This window comes from Aeribacillus sp. FSL K6-8394 (assembly GCF_038008865.1).
Classification (GTDB): domain Bacteria; phylum Bacillota; class Bacilli; order Bacillales; family Aeribacillaceae; genus Aeribacillus; species Aeribacillus composti.
This window is the reverse complement of the sequence record NZ_JBBPAA010000001.1, coordinates 2311172-2329766: the sequence shown is the minus strand read 5'-3', so window position 1 is coordinate 2329766 and position 18595 is coordinate 2311172. Positions and strand designations below refer to the sequence as shown.

The 18595-nt window shown below is 39.7% G+C and carries 16 protein-coding genes; 12 read left to right on the top strand and 4 right to left on the bottom strand.

Annotated features, from left to right (window positions below):
- The first annotated feature begins 5 nt into the window (after window positions 1-5).
- The 3 genes from gatA to NSR00_RS10995 all read left to right on the top strand — a co-directional run bounded on the left by gatA (window position 6) and on the right by NSR00_RS10995 (window position 4106).
- Complete coding sequence (gatA, locus tag NSR00_RS11005; RefSeq protein WP_066250781.1) at window positions 6-1463, top strand: Asp-tRNA(Asn)/Glu-tRNA(Gln) amidotransferase subunit GatA; 1458 nt, start codon at window positions 6-8, stop codon at window positions 1461-1463.
- Between the two features lie 13 nt (window positions 1464-1476).
- Entirely contained in the window at window positions 1477-2907 is a 1431-nt protein-coding gene (gatB, locus tag NSR00_RS11000) for an Asp-tRNA(Asn)/Glu-tRNA(Gln) amidotransferase subunit GatB (protein ID WP_063388806.1), read from the top strand.
- A gap of 269 nt (window positions 2908-3176) precedes the next feature.
- Window positions 3177-4106, top strand: a complete 930-nt coding sequence (locus NSR00_RS10995; RefSeq protein WP_063388805.1) for a diacylglycerol kinase — start codon at window positions 3177-3179, stop codon at window positions 4104-4106.
- Between the two features lie 196 nt (window positions 4107-4302).
- Here the strand turns inward: NSR00_RS10995 and NSR00_RS10990 are convergent, their stop codons facing one another.
- Window positions 4303-4458 carry a Fur-regulated basic protein FbpA gene (locus tag NSR00_RS10990; RefSeq protein WP_082829588.1) on the bottom strand — a complete coding sequence of 52 codons (156 nt, stop codon included), beginning with the start codon at window positions 4456-4458 and terminating at the stop codon, window positions 4303-4305.
- Between the two features lie 180 nt (window positions 4459-4638).
- Between NSR00_RS10990 and rlmD the strand changes: the two genes are divergently transcribed.
- The 4 genes from rlmD (at window position 4639) to NSR00_RS10970 (ending at window position 8809) form a co-directional block, all read left to right on the top strand.
- Window positions 4639-6012, top strand: coding sequence for a 23S rRNA (uracil(1939)-C(5))-methyltransferase RlmD (gene rlmD, locus NSR00_RS10985; RefSeq protein WP_340788745.1), 1374 nt, complete (start codon window positions 4639-4641; stop codon window positions 6010-6012).
- A 678-nt stretch (window positions 6013-6690) separates the two neighbouring features.
- Window positions 6691-6816, top strand: a complete 126-nt coding sequence (locus NSR00_RS10980; protein ID WP_340788743.1) for a hypothetical protein — start codon at window positions 6691-6693, stop codon at window positions 6814-6816.
- Between the two features lie 26 nt (window positions 6817-6842).
- Window positions 6843-7484 (top strand): hypothetical protein, encoded by a 642-nt coding sequence (locus NSR00_RS10975; RefSeq protein ID WP_340788741.1) that lies wholly within the window; start codon window positions 6843-6845, stop codon window positions 7482-7484.
- A gap of 143 nt (window positions 7485-7627) precedes the next feature.
- Entirely contained in the window at window positions 7628-8809 is a 1182-nt protein-coding gene (locus NSR00_RS10970; protein ID WP_340786448.1) for an IS701 family transposase, read from the top strand.
- Between the two features lie 33 nt (window positions 8810-8842).
- Here the strand turns inward: NSR00_RS10970 and NSR00_RS10965 are convergent, their stop codons facing one another.
- The 3 genes from NSR00_RS10965 to NSR00_RS10955 all read right to left on the bottom strand — a co-directional run bounded on the left by NSR00_RS10965 (window position 8843) and on the right by NSR00_RS10955 (window position 13145).
- A complete protein-coding gene (locus tag NSR00_RS10965) occupies window positions 8843-9955 on the bottom strand; it encodes a recombinase family protein (RefSeq protein WP_340788739.1) in 1113 nt (370 codons plus the stop codon).
- A 249-nt stretch (window positions 9956-10204) separates the two neighbouring features.
- Window positions 10205-11455 carry an IS4 family transposase gene (locus tag NSR00_RS10960; protein WP_340786714.1) on the bottom strand — a complete coding sequence of 417 codons (1251 nt, stop codon included), beginning with the start codon at window positions 11453-11455 and terminating at the stop codon, window positions 10205-10207.
- Window positions 11456-12029: 574 nt separating this feature from the next.
- Window positions 12030-13145 carry an IS4 family transposase gene (locus NSR00_RS10955; protein ID WP_340786703.1) on the bottom strand — a complete coding sequence of 372 codons (1116 nt, stop codon included), beginning with the start codon at window positions 13143-13145 and terminating at the stop codon, window positions 12030-12032.
- Between the two features lie 261 nt (window positions 13146-13406).
- On the opposite strand from NSR00_RS10955, the gene NSR00_RS10950 reads away from it, so the two are divergent.
- The 5 genes from NSR00_RS10950 (at window position 13407) to NSR00_RS10930 (ending at window position 18591) form a co-directional block, all read left to right on the top strand.
- A complete protein-coding gene (locus NSR00_RS10950) occupies window positions 13407-14606 on the top strand; it encodes an NAD(P)/FAD-dependent oxidoreductase (protein WP_327848416.1) in 1200 nt (399 codons plus the stop codon).
- A 27-nt stretch (window positions 14607-14633) separates the two neighbouring features.
- Window positions 14634-15194: a hypothetical protein gene (locus NSR00_RS10945; RefSeq protein ID WP_327848414.1), complete on the top strand. Its 561-nt coding sequence runs from the start codon at window positions 14634-14636 to the stop codon at window positions 15192-15194.
- 15 nt (window positions 15195-15209) lie between these two features.
- Window positions 15210-16616 carry an MBL fold metallo-hydrolase gene (locus tag NSR00_RS10940; RefSeq protein WP_327848413.1) on the top strand — a complete coding sequence of 469 codons (1407 nt, stop codon included), beginning with the start codon at window positions 15210-15212 and terminating at the stop codon, window positions 16614-16616.
- Window positions 16617-16937: 321 nt separating this feature from the next.
- Window positions 16938-17978, top strand: a complete 1041-nt coding sequence (locus NSR00_RS10935) for a sensor histidine kinase (RefSeq protein ID WP_327848411.1) — start codon at window positions 16938-16940, stop codon at window positions 17976-17978.
- Window positions 17959-18591 carry a response regulator transcription factor gene (locus NSR00_RS10930; protein WP_327848409.1) on the top strand — a complete coding sequence of 211 codons (633 nt, stop codon included), beginning with the start codon at window positions 17959-17961 and terminating at the stop codon, window positions 18589-18591. The genes NSR00_RS10935 and NSR00_RS10930 overlap by 20 nt, the downstream gene beginning before the upstream one ends.
- The last annotated feature ends 4 nt before the right edge of the window (window positions 18592-18595 follow it).

The window sequence follows — 18595 nt, the reverse complement described above, 5'->3', positions numbered from 1 at the left end:
CGAACATGGCTCTGTTTGATCATAAAATATCTGAATTAAAACAAATGCTGCACCGAAAAGAAATTTCCGTCTCCGATCTTGTCGACGAGTCTTACAAGCGCATTCAAGAAGTCGACGGAAAGGTAGAAGCTTTCTTAACCCTCGATGAAGAACGAGCCCGGGAAAAAGCAAAACAACTGGATAATGAAATAGGAAAAAAAGATACATACGGTTTATTGTTTGGCATGCCGATAGGGATTAAAGATAACATTGTGACAAAGGATTTACGCACAACCTGTGCAAGCAAAATTCTTGAAAACTTTGACCCAATTTATGATGCAACGGTTATGCGCAAGCTGGAAGAAGCTGAAGCGATTACGATCGGCAAATTAAACATGGATGAGTTTGCGATGGGATCATCCACTGAAACGTCCGCATTTAAAAAGACGAAAAACCCATGGAATTTAGAAGCGGTTCCAGGCGGTTCCAGCGGCGGCAGCGCAGCGGCTGTCAGCGCAGGAGAAGTTCCGTTTGCACTAGGCTCTGATACAGGCGGCTCGATTCGCCAGCCGGCAGCATTCTGCGGGGTTGTTGGCTTGAAGCCTACATATGGTCGAGTCTCCCGTTTCGGATTAGTCGCATTCGCGTCTTCATTAGATCAAATCGGACCGATAACAAGAACTGTTGAAGACAACGCTTACCTTCTTCAAGTCATTTCAGGTCTTGATCCAATGGATTCCACAAGTGCAAATGTGGAAGTTCCTGATTATATATCCGCTTTAACTGGAGATATTAAAGGGCTGAAAATTGCGGTTCCGAAAGAGTATTTAGGTGAAGGGGTAAGCCGTGAGTCGCGCGAGTCCGTACTGGCTGCTTTAAAAGTACTCGAAGGATTGGGCGCAGAATGGGAAGAAGTATCTTTGCCGCATTCCAAATACGGTATTGCTACATATTATTTGCTTGCCTCATCCGAAGCATCTGCGAATCTCGCCCGTTTTGACGGAGTCCGCTACGGCTATCGCTCCGACAACGCTGAAACCTTGATCGATATGTATAAACAAACACGCGCGGAAGGCTTTGGAAATGAAGTAAAACGCCGCATTATGCTCGGTACATTTGCATTAAGCTCTGGATATTATGATGCATATTACAAAAAAGCGCAGCAAGTGCGCACGCTTATTAAAAAAGATTTTGAAGACGTTTTTGAAAAATATGACGTCATCATCGGACCGACAACCCCGACTCCAGCATTTAAAATCGGCGAAAAAATTGACGATCCACTCACGATGTATGCGAACGATATTTTAACAATCAATGTGAACCTTGCTGGAGTTCCTGCTATTTCCGTACCTTGCGGATTTGCCAACGGCCTGCCGCTGGGATTGCAAATCATCGGCAAGCATTTTGACGAGAGCACCGTTTATCGCGTTGCCCATGCATACGAACAAGCAACAGACTTCCATAAACAAAAACCGGAACTGTAAGGGGTGAGAACTAATGAACTTTGAAACGGTCATCGGACTTGAAGTACATGTGGAATTGAAAACGAAATCGAAAATCTTTTCCAGTGCACCAAACGCTTTCGGTGCTGAACCAAATACAAACACAACGGTCATTGACCTCGGATACCCGGGAGTTTTGCCCGTTTTAAATAAAGAAGCCGTTGAATTCGCAATGAAAGCTGCGATGGCATTGAACTGCGAAGTGGCTACTTATACAAAGTTTGACCGGAAAAACTATTTTTATCCGGACAACCCGAAAGCATATCAAATTTCCCAATATGATCAGCCGATCGGTCAAAACGGCTGGATTGAAATTGAAGTGAACGGAAAGAAAAAGAAAATCGGCATTACGCGCCTTCATTTAGAAGAGGATGCTGGCAAATTGACGCATACTGGCGACGGCTATTCTCTTGTAGACTTTAACCGTCAAGGAACACCGCTGATTGAAATTGTATCAGAGCCGGACATCCGCTCACCTGAAGAAGCCTATGCATATTTGGAAAAATTAAAATCAATTATTCAATATACTGGCGTATCCGACTGTAAAATGGAAGAAGGATCTCTTCGCTGTGACGCAAACATTTCGCTCCGCCCGATCGGACAAAAAGAATTTGGCACAAAAACAGAATTGAAAAACTTAAACTCATTTAACTTTGTGCGCAAAGGGCTCGAATATGAAGAAAAACGTCAGGCGGAAGTGCTTTTATCCGGCGGCGTCATTCAACAAGAAACACGCCGTTTTGATGAGGCTACAGGGAAAACGATTTTAATGCGCGTTAAAGAAGGATCAGACGATTATCGTTATTTTCCTGAACCTGATTTAGTCACTCTTTACATTGATGATGAGTGGAAAGAAAGAGTCCGGTCATCGATTCCGGAGCTGCCGGATGCGCGCCAAAAACGATATGTTGAAGAGCTTGGACTCCCAGCGTATGATGCTAAAGTGCTGACAATGACGAAAGAAATGTCTGATTTCTTTGAAGCAACAGTTAAAGCCGGAGCTGATGCGAAACAAGCTTCTAACTGGCTGATGGGAGAAGTATCAGCATATTTAAATGCAGAGCAAAAAGAGTTGTCTGAAGTGGCGCTCACCCCGGAAAGTCTTGCAGGAATGATCAAGCTGATCGAAAATGGAACCATCTCCTCCAAAATCGCGAAAAAAGTGTTCAAAGAGCTGATTGAAAAAGGTGGAGACCCTGAAAAAATCGTGAAAGAAAAAGGGCTTGTTCAAATTTCTGATGAAGGTGCCATCTTAAAGCTTGTAATCGAAACATTGGATGAAAATGAGCAATCGGTTACCGACTTTAAAAACGGAAAAGATAAAGCGATTGGCTTTCTAGTCGGTCAAATTATGAAAAAAACGAAGGGGCAAGCCAACCCGCAATTAGTAAACAAATTGTTATTACAAGAAATAAAGAAACGATAATTTTGATAGACGCTCAGCTTAGCAGCTGGGTGTTTTATTTATAGTAAAATGGAAATAAAACCCATCCGTGAATTTTTGAAGCTGGAATTTGAAAAAAGTGTTTAAATGGCGAACAGTTTTATCAAAATAAAAATAGAATAAACGTTTATTGACAAAAATAGTATAAATGAACACAAATGATAGAAAAAACTTGTTTGTTTTGGCAAAAAGGAATAATCTATTAATGATTCTATTTTTACAATAGAAATGGATAGTATAGGATGATGTGAATGAAACGCGCAAGAATCATTTATAACCCCACATCTGGTCGAGAGGCTTTCAAAAAACAGCTCCCTGAAGTTCTTGCTAAATTTGAAGAGGCCGGCTATGAAACATCGTGCCATGCTACTACCGGTGAAGGAGATGCGACAAATGCAGCGAAACAGGCTGCTGAACGCGGGTTTGACCTCATTATCGCTGCGGGTGGAGACGGTACGGTGAACGAAGTTGTGAATGGGCTCGCAGTCATGGAAAATCGTCCGACGCTCGGAATCATCCCCGTCGGAACTACAAACGATTTTGCCCGTGCAATCGGCATTCCCCGCGACAATATTTTGCATGCAGTCGATACGCTGCTGAACGGCGTAAAAAGGAAAATAGACATTGGAAAAGTGAATAACCAATATTTTATTAATATTGCCGGCGGCGGAAAATTAACAGAGCTTACTTATGACGTTCCGAGCAAATTAAAGACCGTTTTAGGGCAGCTTGCTTATTATTTAAAGGGCATTGAAATGCTCCCTTCCATCCATCCGACAGAGGTGGAAATTGAATATGATGGCAAGCTGTTTCAAGGAGAGATCATGCTGTTTTTAATCAGCTTGACAAATTCGGTCGGAGGGTTTGAAAAATTGGCTCCAGACTCAATTTTAAATGATGGTATGTTTGATTTACTGATTTTGAAAAAAGTCAGCCTCGCGGAGTTTATTCGCCTTGCCAGCTTGGCATTAAAAGGCGAGCATATTCACAGTGAAAATGTAATTTATACAAAAGCCAATCGGATAAAAGTAAAGACAGAAGACAAAATGCAGTTAAACTTGGACGGCGAATACGGAGGACTCCTGCCTGCTGAATTTGAAAACCTGTATCAATATATTGAGATCATCATGTCGAAAGAAAAAGCAGAAAAAAACGCGCCAATTGAAAAGAGCAGCGAATAGGCTGCTCTTTACCGTTTTTGAATAGATGAAATGCGGCTCCCCGCGCTAATTTCAACGATTTATATGACTTGTCTGCAACATTTTGCTTAAAAAAACCACTGCAAAAGCTTTGCTGGCAGCTTGTTAAACAAAATGTAATGAAAGAAAGGTGCAGCTGTTTTTACAGCCTTGCTTTCAAGCTGGAAAAACGAAATTTTTATTTTCCATAATGGTAATGATCGCTTTCAATTTTATTGACAAGTTTTAACAACTCAATGACGTTCAATTCATATAATTGTTGTCCATCTTCCCCTTTGTAAACACCGTTGGCAATAAGCTGTTCGATGAGTGACTCTTTAAAACTTTGATCCATGTAAATTCACTCCTTCAGCTAATATAGACGATTTTTCATGAACCAATGTTACGTGCCGCCCTTTTATATTTTCATTACAATAGTATTTCCTATTATGACAATAATAAAATCACTTGGGTCATTTTTACGGTTGTGATACAATTTTTTCAGTTCATTCTGATCAAAAAGGAAGAAAACAACATGGAAGCACCAGTGAAGAAAAATGATTATTACGATGTATTGTTTGAAGATTTAACACATGACGGGGCAGGAGTAGCCAAAATCAACGGCTTTCCTTTATTTGTCCCGAATGCTTTGCCTGGAGAAAAGGGAACAGTCAAAGTTGTCAAAGTAAAAAAAGGCTATGGATACGGACGTCTCATGAAATTATCGGAAACAAGCCCGGATCGGGTAGATGCGCTTTGTCCCATATACAAACAATGCGGAGGCTGCCAGCTTCAGCATGTAAGCTATGACGGCCAACTGCGCCATAAGCAAAAAATAGTAAAAGAAACGCTTGCCCGCATCGGAAAAGTGGATGTAGAAAAAGTCACGGTTCATCCAACGATCGGAATGAGCGATCCTTGGAATTATCGAAATAAAGCACAGGTTCCAATCGGGGAGCGGGAAGGCGCCCTGATTGCAGGCTTTTATCAGCAAAGAACGCACGAAATTATCGATATGGAGAGATGTCTCATTCAGCAGACGGAAAACGATCGAATTGTCCGAGAAGTTAAAGCGATATTGAACCGCTATCATATCCGGGCTTACAACGAACAAACCCATCAAGGATGGCTGCGCCATATCGTTGTCCGCTACGGGTATCAAACAAAGCAAGCGATGCTTGTTTTCGTTACCCGAACAGCTGATTTTCCACATAAAAAGAAAATATTAGCTGAAATTACCGCTAAATTTCCAAACATTCGATCGATTGTCCAAAACATAAACCCGAAACGGACAAACGTCATATTTGGCGAAGAAACAAAGCTGCTTTCGGGTTTGGAATATATATATGATTATATCGGATCAATTAAGTTTGCCATTTCCGCACGATCTTTTTACCAAGTGAACCCTGAACAGACGAAGGTGCTTTATGAAAAAGCGTTAGAATACGCCGAACTTACAGGAGAAGAAACGGTCATCGACGCCTATTGCGGGATCGGAACGATTTCACTCTTCCTTGCGCAAAAAGCTAAAAAAGTGTACGGCGTGGAAATTGTGCCCGATGCCATTGAAGATGCCAAACGAAATGCAAAACTAAACGGCATCGAGAACGTTGAATTTGCCGTCGGTGAAGCAGAGGAGATCATGCCCAAATGGCATGAACAAGGAATTCGCGCAGACGTCATCGTCGTGGATCCTCCTCGAAAAGGCTGCGATCATTCACTGCTTCAAACAATTATAGCAATGAAACCAAAAAAAGTCGTCTACGTCTCCTGCAACCCGGCGACATTAGCGCGCGACATTGCCATCCTAGAACAAGGCGGCTACGAAACAAAAGAAGTCCAGCCAGTCGACATGTTCCCGCATACGGCGCATGTGGAGTGCTGTGCGTTGCTTATAAAAAAATTGTAGAGCATAAATAAACTCTTGCCATTCACAATAAACTCTTGCAAAAATCAAAACAAAGTTGTGAAAAAGGGCAGGAGCAAGGCAGGGGAAAGGAAAGAGCGAAAAGGGAAAATCCTTTATCCTCAAGCCTTTACCCTGTCTTTCTATCACGACTTTATTTTCAAACATAATAAAGTTCTGCGAGAAAAAGTCGAAGAAAAAATCGGGAAAACGAGCGATTCGTGAACGACTTTATTATGAATGGAAAAATATAGGGAGCGTAGGAATGAGGGATGAAGGGGTGTGGTGTAGCAAGGGTTTATTATTACTGAACATTGATGTTGTAGATAAAAAATAAACATTTGCGATTAAAAATAAACTCTTGCGAAAATGAAAATAAAGTTGTGCGAAAAAATCGGGCAAAAAATTGAATCAAAAATCGAGAAAATGCGGGATTTGTAGCAAGACTTTATTTTAACTGTGAGCGAAAGAATGCGGGTTGGAGCGTGGAATTTTAGCAAAAGTTTATTTTGACTGAACATAGTTAGGATGAAAATAAGGGGGTAGGGAAAAGGAAAGAGACAAAGAAGTATGAAAGAAATATAAATATAGCAAGGAGTTTAAGGTCAGTTCTTTCTCCCTCTTTCCCTTTATATGGAATATAATACCTATTAAGGATGGAGAACATGGAAGAAAGACCAGTTGAGATTTGATCGGAAGGACTATGAGATTGATAAATATCCGCATGAAGCATACAGAAGATTGGAATGGGTAGATAATTTTGAACAAATTAGACCATACATCGATTTAGCGTATCACTTGCGATAATAAAAAGCTAAGAAAGAGGATGAATAATGATGTTGGAAAAACAATATTTCAATCTGATGCAATTTTTTGAGGGCTATGTACGAAATTACCGAAGAATGAACTTATCACATTTACATAATCGATCCATGTTCACCAAAAGAGAAATCGATTATTTTGCTAATTTAGGGGAAATGCTTGGTTTTGATGTATTCATAGAAGATTCTAAATTTGATAAATTGAAAGGGCGTTCCAGACCGATGGATTTATCTTGGTGGAAGTGGGATGCACGAATTGATGATGAAAACTTCTTGTACCTTGCCCTTCATTTAGAACGAGAAAACGTCTGGAATAAAGATGTTGATACGATTGAAAAACTTTTCTCCTTAACAGAAGAAGGTTATGTTCCTCATAATGTGATAGGTATACAAAACATAGAATCGCCTGAAAGAATTGATTTTCTTAACGATTTAGTTATTCAAAAGAATGCGGTTCAAAAGTCGAATGCTTTAATGATTTATCGTTACTATGATAACGAACTGGATTTAGAACGAGTTTGTGCCTATTATTTTACGCTAACGGGATTAAATGAAGTAAGAACTGCTATTTGCACACAAGATGAGTCGGGCTACTGGTTTATGTGTTTTGATGAGGAGTACGCTCCATTTCAGGAAAAAAGGGGAGGTCACTAAATCGAAAGTGATTGATTAATTTAACTGTAGATGAGCAAATTCACTAACATAAATTTACATCCGAACAAAAAAGGAGACATGAACCCGATTCCTTGATTAGAATAGATGTGTCACCAAACCATTCTCAAGGAGGTTCATGTCTCATGAATAGACTACCACATCACCAAGGAATCGACAAGTTTTTCGCAATGTTGGGGCTGGCCCTTTATTTCTCTAAGCCGGTCATGAAGCATCTCGTTCATATTATCGATGCGCTGACAACGAAAGGATTTGTGGGAACCTTGACCGATCTGCATCATGAGAGCTTTCATCCCAACCATCGAACGACACTGAGCCATTTTTTCACGAAAAGCCCTTGGGATGAAGAAATCTTGCTTCGCAAACTCCAGCAGTGGATGCTTCGTCATGTGGAACGAACGGCCAAGCGAGAGAATCACCCCATTTTTGTTTCGATCGATGATACGATCTGCCGAAAAACGAAGCCTTCGTCACAGGCGAAACACGCTATTGAAGGGTGTAATTGGCATTATTCTCACGCGGACAAAAAGTCGATTTGGGGACACTCTCTCGTCTGGCTCATGGTTCATACGATGACGCAAGCCTTTCCCTTTGCGTTTCGCCTCTACGACAAGGCGGATGGGAAAAGCAAGGGTCAATGGGCCATCGAGATGCTTTCTTCTTTGGATGTGCACGGTTCTGTTTATGTGCTGATGGATTCTTGGTACCCATCGAAAACACTCGTGGAAGCCTGCCTGAAAAAAGGATTCCACGTCATTGCGATGCTCAAGACGAATCGGGTTCTTTATCCAAAAGGCATCGCCATCCAAGCCAAACAGTTTGCCCGCTATATCGAACCGAACGACACCCATCTCGTCACGGTGGGAGAAGAGCGTTATCGCGTGTATCGCTACGAGGGAGCGCTGAAAGGTCTCGATGATGCCGTTGTGTTGTTGGCTTGGAAAGCCGATCAGCCGATGACACCTGAACATCTTCACTGCGTCTTGAGCACCGACCGGGAGCTAAGCGATGAAGAGATCTTGCGCTACTATGCCCAGCGTTGGTCGATCGAATGCTTTTTTCGACAAGCGAAAGACCAGCTGAAGCTCGATGGGTACCGCGTTCGCGGGCGTCGGGCGGTGAAACGGTATTGGATCTTGGTGCAACTCGCTTATGTGTACAGTATGGTCGAATCCAACAGCGATTTCTCTACCGGGCTTGACTTCCTTCGAAAGAAGAAAGGACATAGCCTCGTGGAGTTTATTTACGATGCAGCGAAACAAGATATTCCCATTGATGTCGTTAAAAAACAGCTTCATGTGGCATAAGGGGTACTCCGTTTGTCTCTTTTTACATGGTAATTATTGTAATGAAAATTGCTCAACTACAGTTAAATAATATTCCTTATCAATTTGCTGCATGAGAGACTGGATGTCATGAATGATGGTTTGTTTAAGCACTTCCTCTTTGATGACATGGCTGCTGCAAGCTTTTTTGCCGAATCTGGCATATCCACCGCACACATAACCTTTGCGATTTGAGCGATACCACATGCCTTTGCCGCAATCAGCGCAATAGGCGATATTCGTAAATAGGTGCCGTTTTGGAGCAGGAATGGTTTTTGAACGTAATTTCATCTGATGTTGTACAGCTTCAAATACGTCTCTTGGAATAATCGGCTCATGAGCGTTTGGAATAATAATTAGCTCCTCATCAGACGCCTTTTTCCGTTTGTTGTTTGTAACACTCACAGTCGTTGTACGTCCTTGGACCAAATCGCCTGTATAGTGCGGGTTGGTTAAAATGAGTTTGATGGTGGAATCGTTCCATTTGTCGCCCGCATTCTTTTTTCCAGCCACTTCAGCTGGTGTTGGTATCCCTTCGTTATAGAGTCTTCTTGCTATTGAATCGCGTCCATAGCCTGCCAGATATTCATTGAAAATTCTGCGAACAATGTTTGGGGTTTCATCATCTCGTATGTGCAATTTTCCATCTTTGATTGTATATCCGTAAGGGGGCGTACTTCCTTTAAAAAGCCCTTTTTTAGCACGGGTCTTGAGAGTTTCTTTTACTCGTTCACTGGTGCGTTGAGCTTCTTGTTCATACATCCAAGCATAAAGACCGAACATGTGTGTATTTCCTTGTAAGGTGTTAATAGCTCCATCTAGCGTAATGATGTGAACCCCGTGATTTTCACAAAGATTTTTGATTTGATAAGATAGTTCTCCGTTTCTCGCTAAACGCGAAAGCTCTTTGGCTAAAATAACATCGATTTTTTTGTTCATTGCATCGTCAATTAATCGCTGCAGATTTTTGCGCTTTGCTGTAGTTCCTGATTCAACATCGATGTAAACTTCATACAAATCCCAGCCTTTATCTGCGATGTAGTTGTAGAACAATTCTTTTTGATACTGTAAAGAAGCTTGTTGTTCTAACTTATCAGAAGAAACTCGTACATAAACGCCACATCTCATTTCGCATTCAATCCTTCCTTGCTAAATTGAGATGTAGCAGTGTTCACCTTTTTAGCATTATTGACAATTTCGTCAATTTTATTATTAATAATCAGTAGCGTTGCATAAAAAAATTTAATGTTTGTCAAGCTCAATAAAAATTCCAGTTATTTCATGTAACTGAATATTCAGACATACAATCTTTCTAAGCAAGCTTAAAAGGACAATGACGTCTTAATCGGCAGTCCATTTCCACAATTTGGTAATATATTACAGAAACATTGGATCATAAACTAAATCGTCTAGGTGTTCCACCTCCCCTTCTTCAAATTGGTACACGATGGTTTCAAAATCTTTTTCCCAATGGTATTTTTTCCGACCGTTGGACGTTCGAATTGGCTTTTTAAAAAGGGAGCGAACAAAACAGTCAAAACCTTTAAAAAGCAGATTCTGTAAAGTTCGCTTGATCTCTAATAAAGGACCATCGTGATTCACTTTTAATTGGAGCATGGCCTGTAAGCAATAGGTGATTAGGGCGATCCAAATTTGATTGTAAACGGCATTTTGACTTTTTCCATAAAATCTTTTTATCTTAAGGTGCTGTTTCATCCATTTAAAGAAGGTCTCTATCTTCCAGCGATATCGGTATAAATCTGCAATCTCTTCCGCAGAAAGATCAAAGCAATTGGTTATGATGATCACGGGATTCCCTTCGCTGTCGACCGTTTCGATCAATCGGAGAGGATGAGTCATTTTGGTATGATTACGGTCATTTCCTAAAATGACAATCTGATCCCTATAAATCAAACGTTCTGGATTGGGAATCCGTTCCGATAAAACTTCAATCTCTGCGTTCTTTTTAAGCCGGGTAATGAATCGCACCCCTTCTCGGCATAAGCGGTCGAACTGTTTGTAATCGACATACCCTCGATCAAACAAGTAAATCGCATTTGGATCGATTTCAATGAGTTCGTCCATCTGTGTGCGATCGGCATGTTTCGCGGGTAAGATAATCCCTTGATCCGGAACAGTGATATCCTTCGTTACAACAACCTTTAAATGGAGTCGAACACCAGCCTTTGTCTTACGAAAAGTTGCCCATGGATATTGGCTCAAACTCATGCTCATCGTGGTAGAATCAATGACCAGAAGACGACCAATGTTTCGGATGATCGGGGCATTTTTCATTTGCCCTTGGATCTTTAAGACCAGATATTTAAATACTTTTTCAAACAGTTGAGGGGATAATTGGCCTAATTTGCGAGAAAGTTGCGAAGTACTAATTGCATCAAATTCCAGATATGTCTGCAACTCTTCCTTGTCTTTCAAATGTTTGGCCAATTTTGTTAAGCTTTCCAATTCATTTATCTGAGCGATGATACAAAGTTGTAAAAACTTATACACCGTTAATTTTTTAATGTATTTGTCAACGTCAATCACATTAATTAGTTTTGAAAAAGTTATTGGATCGATCTCTTTAAATAGTTCATTTATTGTGGATTCTGTGGTATTCTTATCCATAATGGTTTCTCCTTATTCTTAGGATTTGGATAGGACTGCCAATCCTAATTATAAGGAGTTTTTTTATATCCAAAAAGATGAAATTTAACATAAAATTGGGCTTGACAAATTAAAATTAACTTAATGCAATGCTACTGATTAATAATGGATTTAATAAGTTCAGAAAAGGTTACTTTAGGGTCACTGTAAATGCGTTCTATAGAATTTAATTGTTTCTTCATGATAGTTGGCTCCTTTCATTTAAAGGTAAGTCTAAAAATAAAAACCGCAGAGTACCCAGCCACATCCACATACATTAAGTGGCTTAGTAACCTCTGCGGTTTTCGCTTTTTGTCGGGTTACGGAGTCAGTATTTAATTTTTTGTTTGGAGATCTTTTTAAGGATTAATTTTGAATACATTATATCTTTGTTTTTTTATATTTTAAGGCATTAGCATTGCATAAATATAGTTAGAATTTTCTGTTAATTATTTTTTGTGAATTTGTGCCAAAAAGACAAAACCTAAAGAAAGGTGGCACTGCCCATTTGGTAAATATATACAGTTAAATCAGAGCGACAACGACAAAAGGGAGATTATGGACTGGCTCGCCCATCAAATTTTCGCAACCAAACATAAGCTGGTTTCCACAGAGCTCTCTTTAACCAACGAGTAATTCGAAGTAGGGATTTCTTACTTTTCATCTCCAATTGAATGAGAACATGTAAGCAATACGTGATAAGGGCTAAGAAAATTTGATTTTGAATAGCTGTTTCACTCATTCCATAAAAGTGCTTAATTTCTACGTGTTGCTTAAGCCATTTGAAAAAGAGTTCAATAGCCCAGCGAGATCGGTAAATATCACTTATCTCTTCTGCTTTTAAATCAAATCGGTTGGTAATTAAACGAAGTAAGTTCCCTTTTGTGTCCATAACTTCTAGTAGACGATAGACATTTTCAGTACGATTTTGTGTGGTACCAATGTAGACCATTTTATCGGATAGAACGTGACAATCATCAGGAAGTGAAAATGTATAGACTTCACGAATGACTGCGTTTTTCTTCAGTCTTGAAACGAAGAAATAGCCATCATCTGTCATCCGGTCAAAACGTTCATAGTCCACATAACCGCGGTCAAACACATACATGGCTTCTTTATCATCCACTAGGACTTCGAGTTGATTTCGGTCATGTTCTTTTGCTGTCGTAATCACTGCTTTTTCAGGATAGACGGTGTCTTTATCCATGAAAACGAGCCGTAAGTGTAGCTTTACACCAGCTTTTGTTTTACGGAATTTTGCCCATTTATAATTGGTCAAATTCAACGGGAGTGTACTCGAATCAATGATTTTCAGTGGCATATTCTTTCCGTTTTTATAATGGTACCGTTGAATTTTCCAAACAAGATCCAAGAACAAATTTGCAAGAATTAGTGGGTTGATCTGATTGTTTTTTCGGGATAGCTGAGAGGCACTTATCGATTCAAATCCGAGTGCTTTTTGAAGATCTTCGTCTACAAGTGCATCACTCATTTCCTCTAAGCTCTTAAATTCGAGCAGTTGGGCTACCAATAAAAGTTTAATATAGGCTTCTGTTGTCAGCTTTTTTGTGTAATAGTCCTGTTTCAATTCTTTGACTTGTTCGCTAAGTTTTTGAATATTTATGGGTGAAACCCATTTACCAAATGATGAAATTAGTGTATTCTTGTCCATAATAGTTATCCTTTACGATTGGATTTGGACAGGAACCACCTGTACTTCCATTGTAAAGGATTTTTTTGTTTCGAAATCAATAAAAAATTGAACATTCTTAGTATTTTGAATCATCAGATTTAATTACTGCAATGCTAGTGACTTTTAATAATGTGAAAATATAAGGGGATTCCCCTATAGGTATTTTATTTAAAAGCGAATACAATGAAATTGAGCCTCAATTTTACCAATGTAAGCGAATACAAAAAGGAGGGGACATTCATGGCTACAATGTTTCAAACAACTGTTGCGGTTGTCGGAGCTGGTTCAGCCGGCATTTCCATTGCGGCTCGATTAGTAAGAAAAGCTCCTTCGCTTAAAGATAAAGTTGTAATTATCGATCCATCAGATAAACACTATTATCAGCCTTTATGGACCTTAGTTGGCGGTGGGGCTGCGGATGTTGAAGACTCTGTCAGAGATCAAGAAACATTAATTCCTGAAGGAGTCAAGTGGTTAAAAGAGTCAGCAGAGAAGTTTTTACCGGAAAAAAACACAGTGATGACAAAAGAAGGTACTCGCATTCTTTACGAGTATTTAGTCGTTGCGACTGGTGTAGAAATTTATTGGGACAAAATTAAAGGACTTAAAGAAACGATTGGCAAAAATGGTGTCTGCAGCAACTACTCGTATCAATATGTACAAAGCACATGGGAAAATATCCGCAACTTTAACGGGGGAACGGCCATTTTTACACAGCCAAGCACACAGGTGAAGTGCGGCGGTGCGCCACAAAAAATTATGTATTTAGCAGATGATTATTTCAGACAATCCGGTGTTCGCGACAACACAAAAATCATTTTTGCCTCTGGACTGCCAAACATTTTTGCGGTTAAACGCTATGCCGACACACTGGAAAAAGTCATTGAAAGAAAAGGAATTGAAACTAAATATCGTGTCGATCTTGTTGAAATCGACGGCAACAGGAAAAAGGCAGCATTCCAGCATTTAGATACAAATGAAACATTTACGCTCAATTACGACATGATTCATGTTACACCACCGATGGGGCCGCATGAGTTTATCGCGAAAAGCCCAATTGCTGATCAAGACGGCTGGGTGGATGTAGACCAATACACATTAAGACATAAAAAATATAAAAATATTTTTGGTGCCGGAGATTGTACAAACCTGCCAACTTCGAAAACAGGGGCAGCAATCCGTAAACAAGCACCGGTTGTCGTGGAAAATTTACTTGCTTTAATGAATGGCAAAGAGATGAGGGCGAAATATGACGGATACACGTCTTGTCCGTTAGTCACAGGTTACAACAAGCTCGTTCTTGCGGAGTTTGATTATAATAAAAACCCACAAGAATCATTCCCGATCGATCAATCTAAAGAAAGAATGAGCATGTATTTAATGAAAAAGAACTTATTGCCAATTATGTACTGGAACGGAATGCTAAAAGGCTTAATGTAATCGGAAATAGAAAGGGGGAGAATTATGATGACACTTAAAAAGGATTCTGAAATCGAGGCGGTTCTTCAAGAGCTGGAAAAGCCCGAACAAATAGAATCCATGCACTATCTTGTAAAAAAACTCCCTGAGTTAACAGCGGCTATCCAATCTGTCGAAGAAAAGATTGAATTTATTAGCTATACGCTCCATGATAAAAAGTCATTAACAAATCTAGTAAATCAAGTAGAGGAAAAGGTAGAAAGTCTGCATCTGACAAAAGAACATCTTGAAACCATCATTACGATGATGCAAATGCTGCCAAGACTTGTGCAGCTTTTAGGAAAAGCAGAAGAATTGCTTCTTTTTGTGCAAAATGTAATAACGGATTCGCAATCTGTGGAATATGCGCTTAAATGCTTTAAAGATATCGTTCCTATGGAAAAAGGGTTGCACATTATTAAAGAAACAAATGAACGATTTAAAAATGAAAAAGATACATCTCATGTATCGTTACTCCGCATGTATCGTTTGTTAAAAAATCCAGCAGTGCAAAACGGTTTTAAATATTTAGAAGCATTGCTGGAAGTTATAAATAAACAAAGTAAATAGGGAGAGGGATAAGCGATGTTATTTCGTTCATTTTTCGATGAATACTTGGCACACATGTCTTATTTAGTCGGCTGCCAAAGAACGGGGGAGGCTATTGTTATTGATCCAGCGCGCAATGTAGAGCAATACATCCGTACAGCGGAAAAAGAAGGGCTTAAAATTACGGCAGCTACAGAAACACATATTCATGCTGATTTCGTTTCAGGAGCAAAAGAATTAGCAAAACAATGCGGTGCTACGTTATACCTTTCAGATGAAGGGGATGAAAACTGGAAATACCAATATATAGATGAAGTCAATTATGTTCTTGTAAAAGAAGGCAGCACATTTACAGTTGGCAATGTAGAGTTTAAGGTCATTCACACACCTGGTCATACACCTGAAAGCATCTCATTCATTTTGACAGATAAAGGCGGGGGCTCCATAGAACCAATGGGAATCTTTACAGGCGATTTTGTTTTCGTAGGAGACATCGGCCGGCCAGACTTGCTTGAAAAAGCAGCAGGAGTAGTAGGTACTGCGGATATTGGTGCAAGACAGATGTTCCAGTCATTGAAAAAATTCAAAGAGCTCCCTGACTATTTGCAAGTGTGGCCAGCTCATGGTGCAGGAAGTGCTTGCGGTAAAGCGCTTGGAGCTGTCCCTGTGTCTACGGTAGGATATGAGAAATTAAACAACTGGGCACTTCGCATTGAAGATGAAGAAGAGTTTGTGAAAACATTGCTGCAAGGTCAGCCTGAACCGCCAAAATATTTTGCAATGATGAAAAAAGTGAATAAAATCGGACCTGCTTATTTAAATTATGCGCCTGTTCCTGCTTTAACAAGCGCAGCCGATTTAGAAACATACGGTGAGGGCACAGTCATTTTAGATACTCGTCCATCTGATCAGTTTGCGCAAGCTCACTATAAAGGTTCGATAAATATTCCGTTCAATAAATCTTTTACAAACTGGGCTGGATGGCTCATTACTTATGACCAAGACATTGTACTCATTGCAGAAGAAAAAGATATCATGGATATTCGAAAAGCACTAGCTTCTATCGGTCTTGATCGTGTCGTTGCAACGATTGAACCATCTGTTGCTTTAGCGGATCAGGAAAAGCTTGAAAACTACGAAGAAATTGATGTTCATCAATTACAAAACTATTTAAAAGATGACAATTACTGCCTCATCGATGTTCGTAACCAAACTGAGTGGGATGAAGGAAGAATTGAATCTGCTCAACATATTATGCTTGGCACGCTATTAGACCGCTTACACGAGCTTCCAAAAGGTAAGACTTACATTGTACAGTGCCGTTCCGGTGCTCGTTCCGCTATTGCGGCAAGCTTACTGCAAGCTAATGGATTCAAGAATGTCCTTAATTTAAAAGGCGGATATTTAGCTTGGACAAGAGAGAAGTTACCAGTATTGAAGTAGTTTGAATAAGAATTGCAGCTGGCGCATAAGTGATTTTACTTATGCACAATGTACATCATATAGTGTTCTAACTTATATTACGTTTCAATTTTTGTAGTTGTGAAGTTGTCTCATAAGGGTCTGACCTCACGTATGTCTCACAATATATCGTTCATTTATCCCATATGATGTCCTATGTATTGTGTTGTGAGGTCTGACCCTTAGCTTTCCATTCCTGTTTTCTCCCTTCATCCAATGTTCCCCACATTCTATCTGCATAAATTTTCATATATCGTTTAAGATCGTATACATAGTGGAGTATTTAGTAGGGAGAGACCATTGATGAGAAAGGATAAGCATGAATTTTTAGATAAAATTTTCCATTATATTCAAGACGGAATCATTGTAATGAATCAGGCTAGGGAGATTATTGAAATGAATCCGGCTGCGAAGCGGTTAACGGGCTGGAATATTCATGACAAAGTCCCTTATTGTTCGTTTTGTCAACAGCGGGAAGTGGCAGAAGGCGAGGAACGATGTTATTTAATTTCAACAGAAGAAGTTCCTTACTTTTTATCAGAAATGCCAACTTATCATGGAAATTTGATTGATGTGGAGATGAGTACCGCCCTCATCTTAGAAGATGAGGAAACAGATGAGAAATATTACTTGCTTGTGCTTCGTGATCAAACGTTAAAAAAGAAAGAAGAAGAAGCGCGTATGTCCAAACTGATGCTGAAGCAGTTAACGGAAGCGAAAGAAATCGAGCATAAAAGGCTTGCACAAGAACTGCATGATGGTGTCGGACAATCACTGTACAGCATTGCAATTGCCTTGGACAATATTATCCAACGGGTGAAAGACGAAAAATTGCATGAGTATATTCATGAAGTACGCCAAGAGTTGGGAAAGGTAATGGAAGATGTTAAATTGTATTCGCAACAATTGCGGCCGAAAAGTTTAGATGAATTAGGGTTAATTCCGACGATTGAATCATTAATTCAGTCGCTCCAAACGAAAATGCCAAACACGAAGTTTTCCTTTTACACGAATGTTGAAGAACGATTGCCTCCAACAATTGAGATTAATGTGTATCGCGTTATTCAAGAAGCATTGCACAATTTGATGAAATATTCAAAAGCGAAGCATGTCAACGTAAGAATCGAAAAAAAAGAGGACTTTTTGTATATCAAGGTGATGGATGACGGTGTAGGCTTTGATATGGAAGAAAAAAAGGAAGGATTAGGCTTAAGGCATATACAAGAGCGAATTTCCCAAGTGGGCGGAACGACGGAAATTTACTCAAAAATCAACTATGGTACCATCATTGCCATTGAAATACCGATTGGAGCGGGGTTTAAAGATGAAGGTATTAATCGTTGACGATCATGTACTAATTCGTAAAGGCATCAGACTCTTATTAGAAGAATTTCCTGACGTTGAGGTCGTGGCAGAGGCTAGTGATGGCTCAGAAGCGATTATGCTGGCGATTAAGCATGAACCGGACATTATTTTAATGGATTTATCAATGCCTGACGGTTTGGATGGATTTACAGCGTCCAAGACGCTTCTCTCTGAAGTTAAAAATAGCAAAATCATTTTACTGACGATGCATGATGAAGAGATTTATGTGAGAAAAGCGCTGCAGCATCAGATACATGGATATTTGCTGAAGAATAGCCAGGCCAATGAATTATATGAAGCGATGCAGGCTGTATTAAGAGGGAAACTCTTTTACCGAACGAAAATACCGGAAAGTCAGCTGCAGAGACTTTCGAAAGAAGAGGAACCGAAATCGGTATTGACAAAGCGGGAGCAAGAAATTGTCCGGTTAACTTCTCTCGGGTATACCAATGTGCAAATTGCCAAACAGTTGAACATCAGTCCGAAAACAGTAGAAAATCACAAAGCCAATATTATGCAAAAGTTAGATTTAAAAGATAAACACGAACTAATTAAGTATGCGATTAAAAATAATTTTATTGACTTACTGTAGCGGG